This is a genomic window from Vibrio sp. SALL6, assembly GCF_002002385.1.
GTDB lineage: Bacteria > Pseudomonadota > Gammaproteobacteria > Enterobacterales > Vibrionaceae > Vibrio > Vibrio parahaemolyticus.
Map to the genome: position 1 here is coordinate 109,891 of NZ_MQVK01000014.1, position 16,520 is coordinate 126,410.

At 44.3% G+C, this 16,520-nt stretch carries 15 protein-coding genes; 8 read left to right on the forward strand and 7 right to left on the reverse strand.

The annotated features are described in order from the left end of the window. Window positions 1-11: 11 nt before the first annotated feature. From BIW15_RS08485 to BIW15_RS08495, 3 genes are all read right to left on the reverse strand, one after another. Window positions 12-992, reverse strand: coding sequence for an HlyD family secretion protein (locus tag BIW15_RS08485; protein WP_077280836.1), 981 nt, complete (start codon window positions 990-992; stop codon window positions 12-14). 3 nt (window positions 993-995) lie between these two features. Further along, window positions 996-2,411: a TolC family protein gene (locus BIW15_RS08490; protein WP_077280837.1), complete on the reverse strand. Its 1,416-nt coding sequence runs from the start codon at window positions 2,409-2,411 to the stop codon at window positions 996-998. Window positions 2,412-2,545: 134 nt separating this feature from the next. Continuing rightward, window positions 2,546-2,773, reverse strand: a complete 228-nt coding sequence (locus BIW15_RS08495; protein ID WP_005500455.1) for a hypothetical protein — start codon at window positions 2,771-2,773, stop codon at window positions 2,546-2,548. Between the two features lie 495 nt (window positions 2,774-3,268). Between BIW15_RS08495 and BIW15_RS08500 the strand changes: the two genes are divergently transcribed. From BIW15_RS08500 to gnd, 5 genes are all read left to right on the forward strand, one after another. After that, complete coding sequence (locus BIW15_RS08500; RefSeq protein ID WP_077280838.1) at window positions 3,269-4,888, forward strand: sensor histidine kinase; 1,620 nt, start codon at window positions 3,269-3,271, stop codon at window positions 4,886-4,888. Continuing rightward, window positions 4,885-5,571 (forward strand): response regulator, encoded by a 687-nt coding sequence (locus tag BIW15_RS08505; RefSeq protein ID WP_017448947.1) that lies wholly within the window; start codon window positions 4,885-4,887, stop codon window positions 5,569-5,571. The genes BIW15_RS08500 and BIW15_RS08505 overlap by 4 nt, the downstream gene beginning before the upstream one ends. 652 nt (window positions 5,572-6,223) lie before the next feature. After that, complete coding sequence (gene zwf / locus BIW15_RS08510) at window positions 6,224-7,726, forward strand: glucose-6-phosphate dehydrogenase (RefSeq protein ID WP_005500460.1); 1,503 nt, start codon at window positions 6,224-6,226, stop codon at window positions 7,724-7,726. Continuing rightward, window positions 7,723-8,439, forward strand: a complete 717-nt coding sequence (pgl, locus tag BIW15_RS08515; RefSeq protein WP_017448949.1) for a 6-phosphogluconolactonase — start codon at window positions 7,723-7,725, stop codon at window positions 8,437-8,439. Before zwf ends, pgl begins: the two co-directional genes overlap by 4 nt. A gap of 39 nt (window positions 8,440-8,478) precedes the next feature. Then, window positions 8,479-9,927: a decarboxylating NADP(+)-dependent phosphogluconate dehydrogenase gene (gnd, locus tag BIW15_RS08520; RefSeq protein WP_005477829.1), complete on the forward strand. Its 1,449-nt coding sequence runs from the start codon at window positions 8,479-8,481 to the stop codon at window positions 9,925-9,927. A gap of 85 nt (window positions 9,928-10,012) precedes the next feature. On the opposite strand, the gene BIW15_RS08525 is transcribed toward gnd, so the two are convergent. Then, window positions 10,013-10,216: a hypothetical protein gene (locus BIW15_RS08525; RefSeq protein WP_005464314.1), complete on the reverse strand. Its 204-nt coding sequence runs from the start codon at window positions 10,214-10,216 to the stop codon at window positions 10,013-10,015. Window positions 10,217-10,795: 579 nt separating this feature from the next. Here BIW15_RS08525 and BIW15_RS25085 point away from each other — a divergent pair. Continuing rightward, complete coding sequence (locus BIW15_RS25085; RefSeq protein WP_005464410.1) at window positions 10,796-10,933, forward strand: hypothetical protein; 138 nt, start codon at window positions 10,796-10,798, stop codon at window positions 10,931-10,933. 60 nt (window positions 10,934-10,993) lie between these two features. On the opposite strand, the gene BIW15_RS08535 is transcribed toward BIW15_RS25085, so the two are convergent. Next, window positions 10,994-12,754, reverse strand: a complete 1,761-nt coding sequence (locus BIW15_RS08535; RefSeq protein ID WP_077280839.1) for a sigma-54-dependent Fis family transcriptional regulator — start codon at window positions 12,752-12,754, stop codon at window positions 10,994-10,996. Window positions 12,755-12,989: 235 nt separating this feature from the next. On the opposite strand from BIW15_RS08535, the gene BIW15_RS08540 reads away from it, so the two are divergent. Continuing rightward, entirely contained in the window at window positions 12,990-14,510 is a 1,521-nt protein-coding gene (locus tag BIW15_RS08540) for an aldehyde dehydrogenase family protein (protein WP_005464448.1), read from the forward strand. A 107-nt stretch (window positions 14,511-14,617) separates the two neighbouring features. On the opposite strand, the gene exsE2 is transcribed toward BIW15_RS08540, so the two are convergent. Together exsE2 and exsC are read right to left on the reverse strand one after the other, a co-directional pair. Then, window positions 14,618-14,929: a T3SS regulon translocated regulator ExsE2 gene (exsE2, locus tag BIW15_RS08545; RefSeq protein WP_021448606.1), complete on the reverse strand. Its 312-nt coding sequence runs from the start codon at window positions 14,927-14,929 to the stop codon at window positions 14,618-14,620. 7 nt (window positions 14,930-14,936) lie between these two features. Beyond that, a complete protein-coding gene (gene exsC, locus BIW15_RS08550; RefSeq protein ID WP_005464682.1) occupies window positions 14,937-15,383 on the reverse strand; it encodes a type III secretion system regulatory chaperone ExsC in 447 nt (148 codons plus the stop codon). Window positions 15,384-15,771: 388 nt separating this feature from the next. On the opposite strand from exsC, the gene BIW15_RS08555 reads away from it, so the two are divergent. Continuing rightward, complete coding sequence (locus BIW15_RS08555; protein ID WP_077280840.1) at window positions 15,772-16,188, forward strand: YscW family type III secretion system pilotin; 417 nt, start codon at window positions 15,772-15,774, stop codon at window positions 16,186-16,188. The last annotated feature ends 332 nt before the right edge of the window (window positions 16,189-16,520 follow it).

Below are 16,520 nucleotides of genomic sequence, written 5' to 3' on the forward strand. Positions count from 1 at the left end.
ACCTTGAGCGATTACAGCTCAACCACAACGCTCATACCAATGCGCAGTTCTGGTTCTGGTTGAGTAGGGCGAGCTTCTACTTCAAAGGTACGCAGATCGAAACCTTGTGCTGCATCGGTCGCTCGCCAAGTTGCGAAATCGCCCATTACTGCAACGTGCGTGACTTTAAACTCGACACTTTTATCTAATGCTGGCAGGTATGCGTTAAATGTGGTGTCTTTAGTGAAGTGTTTAAGCAGATCCTCGCGCACGTTCAGTGTTGCCCACGCATCTTCAGTGTCGATGACGGTCACGACTGGGAAGCCCTGCGGTGCAAGCTCGCCGCTTTGTAAAAGTACTTGAGATACTTCACCGTCAAACCAACTGTAGATTTGAGTGTCTTTCGCATAGGCTTCCACTTCAGCAACTGCGCCAGACGCCATGCGAGCTTTCTCAGCCGCGGCCACTTTGGTTTCGCTACGAGCCCCTTCTTTCGCCATCTCATACATCTGGAAAGCGGCACTTTCGGTGTATTTAGAGGCTTGCCATTGGGTTAGCGCTTCATCACGTTTTTGTTCGGCAACCACACCATCTTTATACAGGTTGTTCACACGGTTATAGGTTTTTTCCATCAAATCCGCTGCGGCTTTCGCTTTTAGCCATTGGTCTTTCGCGGCTTGAATTTGTTGCTCACGTACACCTTTCTCTGCTTCTTGCGCTAGTGCATCTGCCGCTTTTTCACCAGCTTTTGCTTGTTCCAGTTTCGCTTCGATTTCTGGGCTGTGAAGCGTAAAAATTAACTGGCCTTTTTCAACATTATCGCCTTTGCGAACCATCACTTCGTCAATGCGACCTGAGACTTTTGATGAAATGCTGTATTGCTGAGCTTCAATCAAACCTTGCAAGCGAACTGGTTCTGGCTGATAAACTTGGTAAAACTGATAGCCAACCCAAGAAGCTACACCCAAGGCGCAAAGTGAAAGTAGAACGGGTTTTAAAGATTTTGCTGCCATGACTTATTTAACCTCTTTGGATATTTTCGCTGGGGCGCAAGCGGTATTTTGATATTGTTCGAAGCTGTTCATTTCACTGCTTAATGCTAATAGTTTGGTTAGTGAAATCAGATAGCGGAAGCGCGCCGCCGAACGTTGAGTTTCGATACTGGCGACATAAAGCTGAGCGTCAACCACATCAAGAGAAGAAGAAAGACCTTGAGTGAATGCCTTCTCTCGCAGAAGCAGGTTTTCATTGGCTAGTGCGATGCTGGATTCTAAGCCTTGCACTTCATCAATCGCTTGCTGCGCTTCTAGATACGTTTTCTGCACAAGTAAAGACAAGTCTTGTTTGGCTTGAGATTTAAGAGCATCAACTTGAGATACAACGCTTTGTGCAGCTTTGACTTTTTCGCTTCGACCTGTGGATTCAATCAATGGAATGTTAACGCCAACCCCTACGAGCCAATCCGGTTTCATTTGGCTCGCCAACGAATCGTCTTCGTACAGGCTGTAATCGCCATATAAGTAAACTTCTGGGTAGTATTTTCCTTTCTCAGCTTTAATTAAGCTCGATGCCTGTTTGTGCTTGGCATCCAAAATGTCGAGCCCAGGGTAGGTGAGCAAGGTCTGATCGATAAATGCGCTCAGTGGTGGCAGGTTATCGTTAATGAACAAGGTTTCTGCTGGTTCAACAGAATCCTCTTGCGCGAGAAGTTTTCCAAGAGCAGCTTGTGCAATACTCAAGTCACTGGCGGCTTTGCGTGTTTCTACTTTGGCTTTGTCTAATGAGGCTTCAGCTTGTAGGCGTTCAACGCGAGCGATCTGTCCTTGCTCTTCCAGCTTGATGGCAAAATCTCGGTGCTTTTTCAAACCTTGTTCTACAGCTTGGCGCGTAGCGAGCACTTCTTTGGCAAGTACAACTGAGAAGTAGTATTTAGAAAGGTCTTCAAAGCGAGCCTGTTGCTCCATGGCTAACTGACTTTTCGCTTCATCGGTTTTACCCGCCGCGGCAGATTGCGCAGCTGAGATTCGGCCACCAGTAAAAATAGGCCAAATCGCACGGATAGAAGAAGAGAAAATATCGCGCTCAGTAATGGTTGAGGTGGTGTTCGCTAAGGCACCAAAAATGGGTTGAAAAGCAGGTGGCACATTAATGTGTGTTCCAGTGCTATCTAGGATCTGCTTTCCTGAAAGAGTAACGTCGGTGTCCAAGCGTGTGTAGTTAGCACCAATGCTTACTTGAGGCAGATTAAGGTTGCTGGTTGCGCTTTCTTGATATTGATAGTTCTCAACATTTGCACGTTGAGCTTTAAGAGAATAGTTGTTTTCTAGTAACAACTGCCACGCAGTGTCAAACGTGATCGGTGCTGAATGGCAGGCAAGAGAAATGGAGCTACTAATAAGGCCCAATACCCAAAACTTTCCAGTTTGTTTCATAATGGCTACTTTGTTGTAGAGTATTGGCTCTAATATAAAGTAATCAACTCACGCTGTTAAGTGGTTGAAAGGAAGAATTAAGGGTAAATCAGCGCTCAGCATCGCCAATCACTGAGCGCGAGGTTGTTAAGAGTTTATTTCATACGAGGGCAGTGGAATTCCGCTCGCCATTCTAGTTGGCGAGAACCACGCATCGTGTTCAACAAATCTTTACCGCTCATTTGAGGAAACGAGAGTAACACCTTGAGATCCGAAGCATTACCTCCGTTTTTTTCATAAGCCCTGACGTGTGTAAAAGTTGAATACATATTCTCTGACAGCATAGCCTTATTCAGGCAAATTCCAAATGTATCGCGTTCCATGTTTGGTGTTCCTTCTAAACTATAAATTCACCTCTGTTTATAGTTTTCCAGTTTGCAGATGGTGTCTAAGTGTTTGTCATATAGTCAGTATTTGTATTTTTATTAAGTTATTTCCAAATTGCCTGACTTCAATGTTGAGCTAATAATAGACTTCCAGCTTCACTGCTTTCTTATAAGATGCTCTTTGTGGCTTCTTGACTAAAAATTATACGATGGAAAGTCTCAATGTGCCTCAAAAACCGCTAAATTTGGTGTGATCGCAATCATGCTTTAAAGGGCAATTTATGTATACCATTGAATATCAGCAAGGAATATTGTGCCTGATGAATGGATGTAATTTTATGTTTCACGCCGCCTATTAATTCACCATAAAAGTCACGCTTTGTTTGCCGTGTTCACAGATTTATCATCTGATCTAAGCCTTGCTGTTAACTCGATGTTAACTTAGAACAACACCACAGTGACGTGGAAGTGGGTTAACGGTAAGGATGTACCATGAGTTGGAGAACCATCAGCTTTAGAAAGCGCATGCTGGTCATTATGACGCTCTCGGGTTTGATCGAGTTACTTCTGCTAGTCGCCGCAGGTTTTACCTACCTTAAAGTCAATCAAGAACACGAAATGGGTGAAAAGGCACTCGGTGTTGCCCGTTTCCTTGCAGAGTCTGAAATCGTCATTGAGATGGTGGAAGCTCAGCAGCCAGAACCTTATCAAGAGTCCTTTCGCGCACTCACTAAAGCGATTGGTGCGGCCTTTATTGTGATTGGGGATAACCAAGGCGTGCGCTTAATTCATCCGGTAGATGAGCGAATTGGTAAGCCTATGAAAGGGGGCGACAACCAACGAGCTCTGGTCGAAGGTCAATCCTATGTGTCTACAGCTCGCGGTTCTTTGGGTTATTCCGTCCGCGGTAAAGCGGCGATATTCGACGCACAAGGTAACATCATTGGTGTGGTGTCGGTGGGGTATTTGCTCGACAGGCTCCAAGATCGCATTGAGCCATTCCTCGCTTTTTTAATTTTGATGGTTGTCGTCGTAGTGGTGGCAAATGCCGTGGTGTCCAATTACGCGTCTCGAAAATTCCAGCGCGCGATTTTAGGCTTCGAACCAGAAGAGATCGGCCGTCTGTATGGTGAACTGGAAGTCACCATGAGCACTATCAAAGAAGGTGTACTCAGCATTGACGCACAAGGTGTGCTTCGTTCCATCAACCGCAGTGCTTGCCAGATTCTCGGCATTGATAGAGATAAGGCGCTCAACAAACCGCTTACGGATACATTACGCGACAGCGACTTATATACCGTTCTTGAAACGGGTCAAGAAGATCACGACATTGAAATTTTCCTTAATCATAAGCGGTTAATTGCGAACCGCTCACCCATCTTTGTGGAAGGAAAGATTGTCGGGGCAGTATCAAGTTTTCGTTTGCGCGACGAGATCAATGAGCTTACGGAGCAGCTCTCGCAAACCAAAGAATATGCAGACTTGTTGCGTTCTCAAACTCACGAGCATAGAAACAAGCTCAATACGATCAGTGGCTTAGTACAAATGGGTGAGCTTGAGGCTGTGCAAAAGCTCATCGGGCAAGAAACCGCCCATTATCAAGCCATGATTGAGTTTTTGCGAGATACCATAAAAGATCCGCTTATTGCGGGTATGTTGTTGGGCAAAACAGAGCGAGCACGAGAACTGGGTTTGCAGCTGGTGGTCGAGGAGGGCAGTCGCTTGGATCCGCTTTCTGAATGGTTAAATTCGGAAGATCTGGTCACCATTTTGGGTAACTTAATCGACAATGCGTTTGATGCGACTTTGAGCGTTATTCGCAATGAATCCAACGTTGCATCAGAGCGCCGAAACATCGAAGTCTCGGTTAGCGATTACGGCAACGAAGTGATTTTAGAGGTCAGCGATCGCGGATGTGGGTTGCCAGAGAACATTGAACCTCAAACCCTTTTCAAAAAAGGCATTTCGACAAAATCTCGACAAAATAGAGGGGTAGGTTTGCACCTAGTGAACCAATTAGCGACCCGCTATCACGGGCATGTTGAAATGCTACCAAACACAGGACATGGAACGCGAATAACCGTGTATTTGCCAAAGGAAGAACAAGTATGAACATGGCAACGCGAGTGATGATCATTGAAGATGACATTGCCATTGCTGAATTACACCACAAATACCTGAGCCAATTGGCAGGGTTGGATGTGGTTGGCATTGCAACGACGCGATTAGAAGCGGAAATGCAGCTCGAAGTGCTCAAGCCAGATCTGCTTTTGATGGATGTTTATCTGCCGGATGGTACAGGGTTGGAGATACTAAATACGCTGCGCTCAAACAATCAAACTTGTGATGTGATTTTGATTACCGCGGCTCGGGATGTCGACACACTACAGCAAGCGATGCGCGGAGGTGTGGTGGATTATCTGTTAAAACCCGTCATGTTCCCACGCTTGGAAGCGGCACTTAAAAAATACATCACTCAGCGCCAACAGCTGGATGTCGCGAAAAGCCTCGATCAAGGTTTGGTTGACCGCATGTTGCAATCAAATACAGGGACGGACAGTTGCCCTAAACGCTTGCCTAAAGGGATAGATAGCGTAACGCTCGATAAAATTCGCGACTTGTTTGTTGGGGAAGCCGCGCTAACGGCTGATGAAGCGGGAGAAAAGATTGGCGCTAGCCGAACCACGGCAAGACGTTATTTGGAATATTTGATCAGCTCGGGTGAACTAGAAGCGGATCTAAACTACGGCACGGTTGGGCGTCCGGAACGTTGTTATAAAAAAGTGATACGGTAACAAAATGCGAACCCAGATCGTGTTCTTAGCTGTAAAGAGTTAAAGCGGTGATTTTTAGTCACCGCTTTTTTGTATCAGCTAAAAATAATCTTTAAAAGAAAAGGTTGATGAAGTTGTTTTTGACAAATGAGGGCGTAGTAGTGATTCGTCCCATGAAAACAAATCGGATTAACACATTTGCACAGAGGAAATAGATTTGGCTTATTTCACACTTATTATGTAATGGATTGCAAGTGTGGATAAGTTTTGTCCGAATTAGAGTTTTTGCTTAAATTTTAACTAACTTAAGTGTTACTTTTTTTATCCATAAAATACAAACATTTATGACGTTTTAAGTAAGTTATTTAAACGTTTGCACAGCCAAGTGTTGATGTAAATCAAATAGTCGTAGACAATACTGCCCCGTGTCGGACTTTCCTCCACTGAGCGCAAGGTTGTGCTCTTGAGACATAAGTGACCTAAATGGCCTCAAAACGTCGTGTTTCTGATGATTAGGAGCGCAACTTCTTGAGGTTCTTTGGGCCTATAGACTTTACCTATCAACGTAATAGGTAAGACCAATTTTCTATTTTTGAGTGTCATTGATAGGGTTGGCTCATCCTTTAGCCGTATCCGGGCACACAATAAGTACCTCGTTTTTAAGGGAAAGATGATGGTAATACCAGAAAACAGCAGCATCGTTATTTTTGGTGCTTCAGGTGACCTTACATACCGTAAGCTCATTCCTGCTTTATACCACCTTTATGCGAACAAGCAGCTTCCAGAGAGTTTTGCCATTCTTGGCGTAAGTCGTACTGAATACAGTGACGAGTCCTACCGCGAGAAGCTGAAAAAATCGCTTCAAGAAATGGAAAAAACCGAGCCAGAAACGCTTGATGCATTTATCAACCATCTGCATTACCAAGCAATTAACACTTCTGACACGCAAGATTACAGCAAGCTGGCAACACGTTTAGACCAACTTGCCGACGAATATCAATTCGAACAACGTAATACGCTTTTCTACCTAGCTACACCTCCAAGCCTATACAGTGTGATCCCTGCAAGCCTTGCAGCACATGGTTTGAACAATGAGGAAGATGGCTGGAAACGTCTGATCATCGAGAAACCGTTCGGTTACGACCTTGAGTCAGCACGCACGTTGGATAAAGAGATACACGAGCACTTCCAAGAACATCAAATCTACCGTATCGACCATTATCTAGGTAAAGAGACGGTTCAAAACCTGCTTGTTTTCCGTTTCTCTAACGCGATGTTTGAACCGCTTTGGAACCGTAACTTCATTGATTACGTGGAAATCACAGGCGCTGAATTCCTAGGCGTAGAAGAGCGTGGTGGTTACTACGACAACTCTGGCGCTGTGCGCGACATGTTCCAAAACCACTTGCTACAAGTATTGGCAATGGTCGGTATGGAACCACCAGCACAAATCAACGCAGATTCAATGCGTGATGAAGTGGTGAAAGTGCTTCAATGCCTAAAACCACTGGATGAAACAGCATTACGTAACGATCTTGTCCTTGGTCAGTACACTGCATCAGACGTGCGCGGCCAACACCTTCCGGGTTACCGTGAAGAAAATGGCGTAGCGGATGATTCTCGTACTGAGACGTACATTGGGCTAAAAGCTTACATCAACAACTGGCGTTGGAATGGTGTACCTTTCTATGTACGCACTGGCAAGCGTCTTCCGACTCGCGTTACTGAAGTGGTTATTCACTTTAAACAAACACCGCACCCAGTGTTTGGCCAAAATGCGCCAGAAAACAAACTGATCATTCGCATTCAGCCAGACGAAGGTATTCAAATGAGCTTTGGTTTGAAAGAACCTGGCGCAGGCTTTAAAGCGAAGGAAGTGAAAATGAACTTCCACTACGCAGACCTGCAAGAGACTCAAATGCTAACTGCATACGAGCGTCTTCTACTTGATGCTCTAAATGGCGATGCGACGCTATTTGCACGTAGCGATGCAGTTGAAGCATGCTGGCAGTACGTTCAGCCAATTTTAGACTTCAAACAAGATCCTCAATCACTCTTCGGATACGCATGTGGTACATGGGGTCCTAAAGAGTCTGATGACTTGCTTCAGCGTGACAACCGCGCTTGGCGTTTCCCATGTAAAAACCTAACAGATACGGACTACTGTGAACTATGATCAACCATAAGATCTATCAAACTGCGGAGCAGGTAGTAGAAAGCCTAGCTAACGACATGAAAGCGTTCAGCGAAATGGGCCGACCTGTTCACATCTCTCTTTCTGGCGGCAGCACTCCTAAAATGCTGTTTAAACTGTTGGCTTCTGAGGCTTACGCAACGTCGATTCAGTGGCAAAACCTTCACTTCTGGTGGGGTGATGAACGCTGCGTGGCACCTGATGATGCAGAAAGCAACTACGGTGAAGCAAACACATTGCTGTTTAGCCAAGTAAATATTCCTGCGGAAAACATTCACCGTATCCGCGGCGAAGATGAGCCTAAAGCAGAAGCAGAGCGCTTTGCAAAAGAGATGGCAGAGGTGATCCCGACTGAAAACGGTACACCTGTGTTTGACTGGATCTTATTAGGCGTTGGTGCAGATGGTCACACAGCTTCTTTGTTCCCTGGCCAAACGAATTATGATGATGCGAACCTATCTCTTGTAGCTGCGCATCCTGAGTCGGGCCAACTTCGTGTGTCGAAAACCGCACGCGTATTAGAAGCTGCGAAACGCATTAGCTATTTAGTACTTGGCGCGGGTAAAGCGGACATTGTTGAAGAAATCAACAGTTCACCAGCTAACGTACTTCCATATCCGGCGGCGAAGATCCATGCAAAAGCGGGTCTGACGGAATGGTATTTAGATTTGGACGCAGCAGCAAAAATCGCTTAATGCGCTTGCTCGTCAATGAAAGACAATTGGAGAGAAACAATGAAAGGTGATATCGGTGTAATTGGCCTAGCAGTAATGGGTCAAAACCTTATCCTAAACATGAACGACCACGGTTTTAAAGTGGTAGCTCACAACCGTACTGCTGCCAAAGTAGACGAGTTTCTGGAAGGACCAGCGAAAGGCACGAACATCATCGGTGCATACTCTCTAGAAGAACTAGTAGAGAAGCTAGAAACGCCACGTAAAGTGATGCTAATGGTTCGCGCAGGTGACGTTGTCGATAAATTCATCGACGCTCTAGTCCCTCTACTAGACAAAGGCGACATCATCATCGACGGTGGTAACACGAACTACCCAGATACAAACCGTCGCGTTGCAGCACTACGCGAAAAAGGCATCCACTTCATTGGTACTGGCGTATCTGGTGGTGAAGAAGGTGCACGTTTTGGCCCATCTATCATGCCTGGCGGCGCTCCAGAAGCTTGGGAAGCGGTTAAGCCTATCTTCCAAGGTATTTCTGCGAAAACTGACGCTGGCGAGCCTTGTTGTGATTGGGTTGGTAACGATGGTGCAGGTCACTTCGTTAAGATGGTTCACAACGGCATCGAATACGGCGACATGCAGCTGATCACTGAAGCTTACCAGTTCATGAAAGACGGTCTTGGTATGTCTGCAGATGAAATGCAAGCGGTATTCGCAGAGTGGAACAACACTGAGCTAAATAGCTACCTAGTTGAAATCACGGCTGACATCCTTGGCTACAAAGACGAAGATGGTGAACCTCTAGTTGAAAAAATCCTAGACACTGCTGGCCAAAAAGGTACAGGTAAATGGACGGGTATCAACGCACTAGACCTAGGTATTCCACTAACGCTTATCTCTGAGTCAGTATTCTCTCGTTGCCTATCTGCACTAAAAGATCAACGTGTTGAAGCTGAGAAACTGTTCGGTAAGACAATCACGCCAGTAGAAGGTGACAAGCAAGAGTGGGTTGACGCACTACGTCAAGCGCTACTAGCGTCTAAGATCATCTCTTACGCTCAAGGCTTTATGCTAATGCGCGAAGCATCAAACGAGAATGGCTGGGATCTAAACTACGGTAACGTTGCTCTTATGTGGCGTGGTGGTTGTATCATCCGTTCTGCGTTCCTAGGCAACATCCGTGATGCATACGAAGCAAACCCAGAACTAGCATTCCTAGGCTCTGATGATTACTTCAAAGGTATCCTACAAAGCAGCCTAGTAGCATGGCGTAAAGTTGCAGCTAAGTCTCTGGAAGCAGGCATCCCAATGCCATGTACGACTTCTGCACTAACGTTCCTAGACGGTTACACAACAGCTCGTCTACCTGCGAACCTACTGCAAGCTCAACGTGACTACTTCGGTGCTCACACTTACGAGCGTATCGACCGTGAGCGTGGTGAATTCTTCCACACTAACTGGACAGGTACAGGCGGTAACACAGCGTCTACAACTTACGACGTGTAATTGTTTTAAGTAGACCGACTAAATGTAAAAGGATGCCCAAGTGGCATCCTTTTTTGTGTCTGGCTTTAGGAAACATAAAGAGCGCCTAGGCGCTCTTTTCTGTGGTCGTTTTCTTGTTTTGATAGAATCTGTCTTTGAGGTAGAGAATTGCGCTGACCACAAGAGCCACTACAGAAACAGTGAATAGGGCATACATGCTGAGAATCCATGCGAATGTGGCCGTCAAAAACGCAATGAAGGAAAACATTCTGCTGAAAGACATCACATGGCCAAGTTTGTTACTTTTCATAAACGCCTCCCAAAGCTGAGTGGGGATAGACAAGTGTGGTTATATTCCACACTTAGATTGTCTTCCTTTCTTGGCATTTTCACCCAAAAAAGTGGCTAAAGATTTCTCAAAAAAGGTGAAATATTGAACTGGTAGACAAATTTGTGGATGAAGTTGCAGAGATATGAGTTTATTTGATTATCACGTCAAAAGAATTTTACTGCACAGGCCAGTGACTGTTATGCATGAATTTGTAATTTAAAACGTCGCCTACCTTAATTTTATAAGGTGCAGGGGAAGTGCTTCTCATCCTGTTGATTTATAGAATCGAAAATCACTTTTCTTTGTTTAACAATACTTTATTGAATATGTGTGATTGCATCAGTTTTGAGAATGAAACTAAGGTTGCAAGAAAGGCGAAAAAGAGTGCTAGGTAAGCCTTTGAACTACGCCTATAATTAGCGCCCACATGGAGGATGTTTAATAAATGAACATCCTTTATTTTTTGAAACCAGCAACAAGGATCCAGTAAAACGTGTTTTTCTGGTGTTGTTTATGTTGACCAAGAAGGTGATTAACACAACAAATTGAGGTTCTAAGATGACTCTTAACAAGTACTTTGTTTTCATTCCGGCAGAATTGGATCAGGAAATACACAAGGACAACCAAGTGATCTCTGAGAAGGAAACTCAACGTCAGGCATTAGTAAAACAGGCGCAACAACAAGGCGGCCTGTAAGCTAGGTTTCAAATAGAAAGAGCACCGCAAAGGTGCTCTTTTTGTATCTGAGGTTATGGATTAACCCAATATGCCGAGGCTTTTCAGCTTTCTATAAATCGTATTTCGACTCACGCCAAGCATACGAGAGGTTTTACTGATGTTGCCCTGATTTGCTTGATATGTTTTAAGCAGTTTGTCTTCGACGGTTGCACGCAGTTTTAATGTTGGCTCTGCAGTGGTTGTTACGTCTTGAGCTTGGCTGAGCTTCTTACTCAGGTGAGTCGGTACGTGAGCGAGCTCCAACGTTTCTTCACCTTGCGCCATTAACGCGGATACTTTGATTAAACTATCGAGTTCTCGCAGGTTTCCCGGCCAAGAGTAAGAAAGCAGCAGAGAAAGTAGGTGAGGACAGAGTTGTTGTTCAGATTCAGCATGACGCCGATGGATATTCTCAATCAGTTGTTGCCTATCATCACGCTCTTCAAAGCGAGGCAATTCGATGATCAAGCCATTGAGACGATAGTATAAATCTTGACGGAACAATCCTTCGCTAACCAAGCTATCGAGATCTTTATGCGTGGCCGCGATGATTTGCGTATCGACTTGAACACTTTGGTTTGAACCAACGGGAAGTACAGTCTTATCTTGAAGCACATGAAGCAAGCGGCTTTGAGCTTCTAACGGTAAGTCGGCGATTTCATCCAGAAATAAAATCCCTTTATGAGCCTGACGAATTTTACCCTGATAGCCTTTGCTGTTTGCGCCAGTAAAGGCACCGGCTACGTAGCCAAACAATTCGGACTCAACCAGATCTTTTGGTAACGCTCCGCAGTTAACGGAAACCAACGGTCCCGTTTTTCTCTGGCTGTTTTTATGTAGCGCTTTCACGAACTCATTTTTACCGACCCCAGTCTCTCCGAGAATCAGTAAACTGATGTCTTTATCGATAACGCGATTGGCTTGTTGCCAGCAATGCTCGACAGCGGAATCACCGTAATGAAGATCATTAGAAGCGGTAACGGAACGAGACTTCACTTTTTTGTCGGTCAGCGGCTTTGTTTTGAACACGAAAGGATGGTCGGCACTCTGGATAGAAAGAATGTGTTCGAGCGATTGCCCGATGACGTTTTGTTGCGCGAGGAGCTGAGAAGCAACTTGGTTGTGCGCAAGAATCTGTCCATCTTCATTGGCGATTATAATCCCTTGCCACCCACTGTTCAGTAAGCCTTTCTCACACGCCAAATCCACACGAATATGCCCTTGTGGAATCAAGTTAAGCAATTGATTTTCAACCTGCTGCACCATGTTTTGTACCAGCACCTGCGTTGAGAAATCATGTTTCTTTTGCTCGCTGGTGATATCTAATACGCCAATCAAATGACCAAGATGATCGAAAATAGGATTGGCCGAGCAGCTAATAAAACGATGGTGTTGGATAAAGTGTTGATCGCCGATGACAGAGACCGGTTTTGCTTCAATTATCGCAGTCCCAATCGCGTTGGTGCCTTTGACCTTTTCTTGCCAGCAGGCCCCCGAACTCAGCGCTATTTCGGTCAACTTTTCGCGGAACTTAGGTTGTCCCCAACTGCCGATGATAACGCCGTCGGCATCCGTCAGAATTAAGCGGCTGTCACTGTGAGCAAAAAGCTGATTAAACAGCGGGAGAGCAAACTGGGTGACGGTTTCCAATAAGAAGTTGAGTTGGTGACGCCTATCTTGAAGTGTCGCTGGTGTCACTCGAATATCTTCAGGGCGTCGACGCTGTTTTAAACCCGCCTGTTCACTTCGGATCCATGACGTAGAAAGCCAGTTGTTATCGCTAATGTGTTGAAGTTCCATGACTGTACCATTTTGTCACAGTGAGGGTGTGCCATTTTGGAACACTTGAACATTGGTGTTCACACCATACATCCGCTCAAACATCGCTCACTTGGTTTGTTATCGCTTGGTAATCATAGTTTTACATTTAGTTAACAACAAGTGTGGCGTAGTTGGCGTGTGACTTGCGTAATGCTCTTTGTGAACAGTGCGATACGACACTGTCGTTAATGAACGAGAAACAAAAGGAAGAGTTATGATCTATGCACAGCCAGGTAGTGAAAATGCCATCGTTAATTTCAAATCGCATTACGATAATTTTATCGGTGGGGAATGGGTAAAACCAACGGGTGGTGAGTACTTTGACAATATCTCACCAATCAACGGGCAAGCGTATTGTAAAGTTGCCCGTTCTGGCGAGGCAGATATCAACTTAGCATTGGATGCAGCACACAACATCAAAGCAAAGTGGGCGAAAACCAGTGTGACCGAACGTTCGAACATCTTGCTGAAAATCGCAGACCGTATTGAACAGCATTTAGAAGAACTTGCGGTTGCAGAAACATGGGAAAACGGCAAACCAGTTCGTGAAACCTTGGCGGCGGACTTGCCTTTAGTGGTGGATCATTTCCGTTACTTTGCGGGTTGTATTCGCGCACAAGAAGGCAGTGCGGCGGAGCTGGATGAGCACACGGCAAGCTATCACTTCCCAGAGCCGATTGGCGTAGTTGGTCAAATCATCCCTTGGAACTTCCCTATGTTGATGGCGGCTTGGAAACTGGCACCGGCACTTGCGGCGGGTTGTTGTGTGGTATTGAAGCCAGCAGAGCAAACGCCAACGTCGATTTTGGTTTTGATGGAAAAAATCGGTGATCTACTTCCTCCGGGCGTCATCAACGTTGTAAACGGCTTTGGTTCAGAAGCAGGCCAAGCGTTAGCAACCAGCAACCGCATTGCAAAACTCGCGTTTACGGGCTCAACACAAGTTGGCAATCACATTCTAAAATGTGCGGCAGACAACTTGATCCCATCGACAGTTGAGTTGGGTGGTAAATCTCCAAACATCTACTTCTCAGATATTTTCGATTACGAAGATGAGTATCTCGATAAGTGTATTGAAGGTACGTTACTTGGTTTCTTCAACCAAGGCGAAGTTTGTACCTGTCCATCTCGTGTGCTGGTTCATGAAGCGATTTACGATAAGTTCGTAGAGAAATTGACGGAACGTGCGCAGTTAATCAAGCAAGGTAACCCGCTCGATACCGATACTCAAGTTGGTGCTCAGGCTTCTCAAGAACAGTTTGATAAGATTTTAAGTTACCTAGAAATCGGCCGTGAAGAAGGCGCAAAAGTGGTTTTTGGTGGCGGTGTATCAGAACAGCCAGAGTCAATCAGTCAAGGGTACTACATTCAGCCAACAATGCTGGAAGGCCACAACAAGATGCGAATCTTCCAAGAAGAAATCTTTGGCCCAGTGATTGCTATCACTAAGTTCAAAGATGAAGCGGAAGCACTGGAAATTGCGAACGACACGGAGTATGGCTTAGGTGCAGGTGTTTGGACGCGTGATGCAAACGTGGCATATCGCATGGGCCGTAATATCGAAGCTGGTCGAATTTGGATTAACTGTTACCACGCTTACCCTGCACACGCAGCGTTTGGTGGCTACAAGAAATCGGGTATCGGGCGTGAAACGCACAAGATGATGCTGGATCACTACCAGAATACTAAGAACTTACTGATTAGCTACAGCATTGACCCGTTAGGCTTTTTCTAAGCTTGATATCTTAAGTTAAATACGAACTCAAAACCCCGAATTGTCGGGGTTTTTTATTGGCATTCATTAAACCACAGAAGGGAGTGTGCGTGCGTGATAACTTGTGTTTACTTTTCGCTTCGAGCAATCACATCTATCTTTCGCTCAAAAAGCTTTTCGATAGCAGCGCTTTGCTTCTCAAATCCAGTTGGCTTTTCAAAATCCAAGACTTGATTGCAAGATTCAAGGCTCGCGAACTGGTTTAAACATTCGCTTAGTTCTCGCTTTGAGCTCATGCGTGCCTGTTTGTTTTCTGATGAAGAGAGTAGGGTCACTTTGCGACCTTGAAACGTTCCTTGTGGCGCAAGTTCACGTCGCTCTACTTGCTCCAATCCGTGAATGGGTTGGCTGTTGCGTGCAGATTGGATGTCATTAGACATAAGACACCTAAACTCTCAGATCTAAACTTTGAGGCATAGCAGGCGTCTCTTCGGCCACTACGTGAGCAGATAGCAACGACTCCCATGACTCGCTTTGCGTCAACAATTCCGCCAACGCATTTTCAAAATATTCATAATCCAATTGCTCGATGCCAATCAGTTTATTCAAACACAGTACGTGCCTATGATTATCTAAACTGAAAAATAATTGGTGTTCTGGCCAATGGTAATTGAACGCCAAAAAAGAACGATAAAGATCAGAATTGACAATTTGTAATCCAACAATTTCCGCTTCCAGTTGCAGCGTATTCGTTTCTGGATGAAAGATGAAATGAACCTTCAAGTGATCATCAAAAGCTAAGCTTAGTTCATTGTCCGTCAAATGCAGTTCAGGCAAGCCTATTTGATGAGCAAACTTCTGTAAAACCTCATCGATAGTTTGGCGTGCTGACATAGAAACAGTCCTTTTGAGAATTTTATCGGGAAACATATTCGATATCGTGGGGCGTGTTTATCAATTTTGGTTGTTAGTTATTATATTTTGGCCGGAAACCCAGAATTGACACCTTGCTTCTAATCTTACAAATGAGTGCTGGTGCATATAAAGATTAACGGTTATTAAATTCTATTATGGTGAGATCTTGGTTTATATCGACAAGCGATCAAGAATTAGAATTGTGTTATCTTAAAAATTAAATACTATGTTAATTACGTGTTGTACGTGGAACGTTATTGCTGTCCATCTGTAGAATAAATATAAGCCGAAAATTTAAACGTACACATAAGAAGTTGTGTAAAAATAAATCATAATAAGACGATAAAAATAATTTATGGGAGCCTAAATGAAAAGCAGTAAGTGGGCCGGTCTTATCGGTTTAATGTTATTGACTGGATGCGCTCAGTCCGTGGGGACTTCACAGCCATTTTCCGTTCAGAGCCAAGCGAATGTATATGGGTGGATTTCTGTCGAAGGATACCATCCTCCAGTTTCGACCTATATAGAGGTGGATATGTGTCAAGACTTTGAAAATCAATGTCTTACTGTTGCTTCTCAGCAATATCAAGGTGTTCAGTTACCAGTTCAATATTCTTTTCTTATTGCGCCAATTCAAGCTGGGAAAGGAGAAATGAAAGTGATAGGGAAACTCTATTCTCAAGGTCAAATTATCGCCCAAAATGAGCAAAAATATATATTCAGAGAAGGAAGTCAGAAAGTGGATTTAAGACTTTTTTCTATAGAAATAGAAACAAAAAAGTAATCGGTTACATTTAATTAGCGCTATCTAATTTATTAAATGTGAATAAAAATAGCCAATTCAATGTGAAAGAATTGTTGAGCGTTTTTATAAATAAAATTGCGAAAAATGAGTCATCGGGACAGTTGAAAATTATATTAATAACTATTGCCACAAGTGTGTGATTTATGATTATATCCTACGCCTTGAACACGTTGGCTTGGCGTTTTGGATTAAAAAACAAACAATTTGAAGGTTTTGGAAATGTGGTTTTCCTAATTTTCATTACCATATTAGTAATTTAATTTATTCTAATATAAAAACAAAGTCAGAGTTTAAATAGCATAACGTTATTT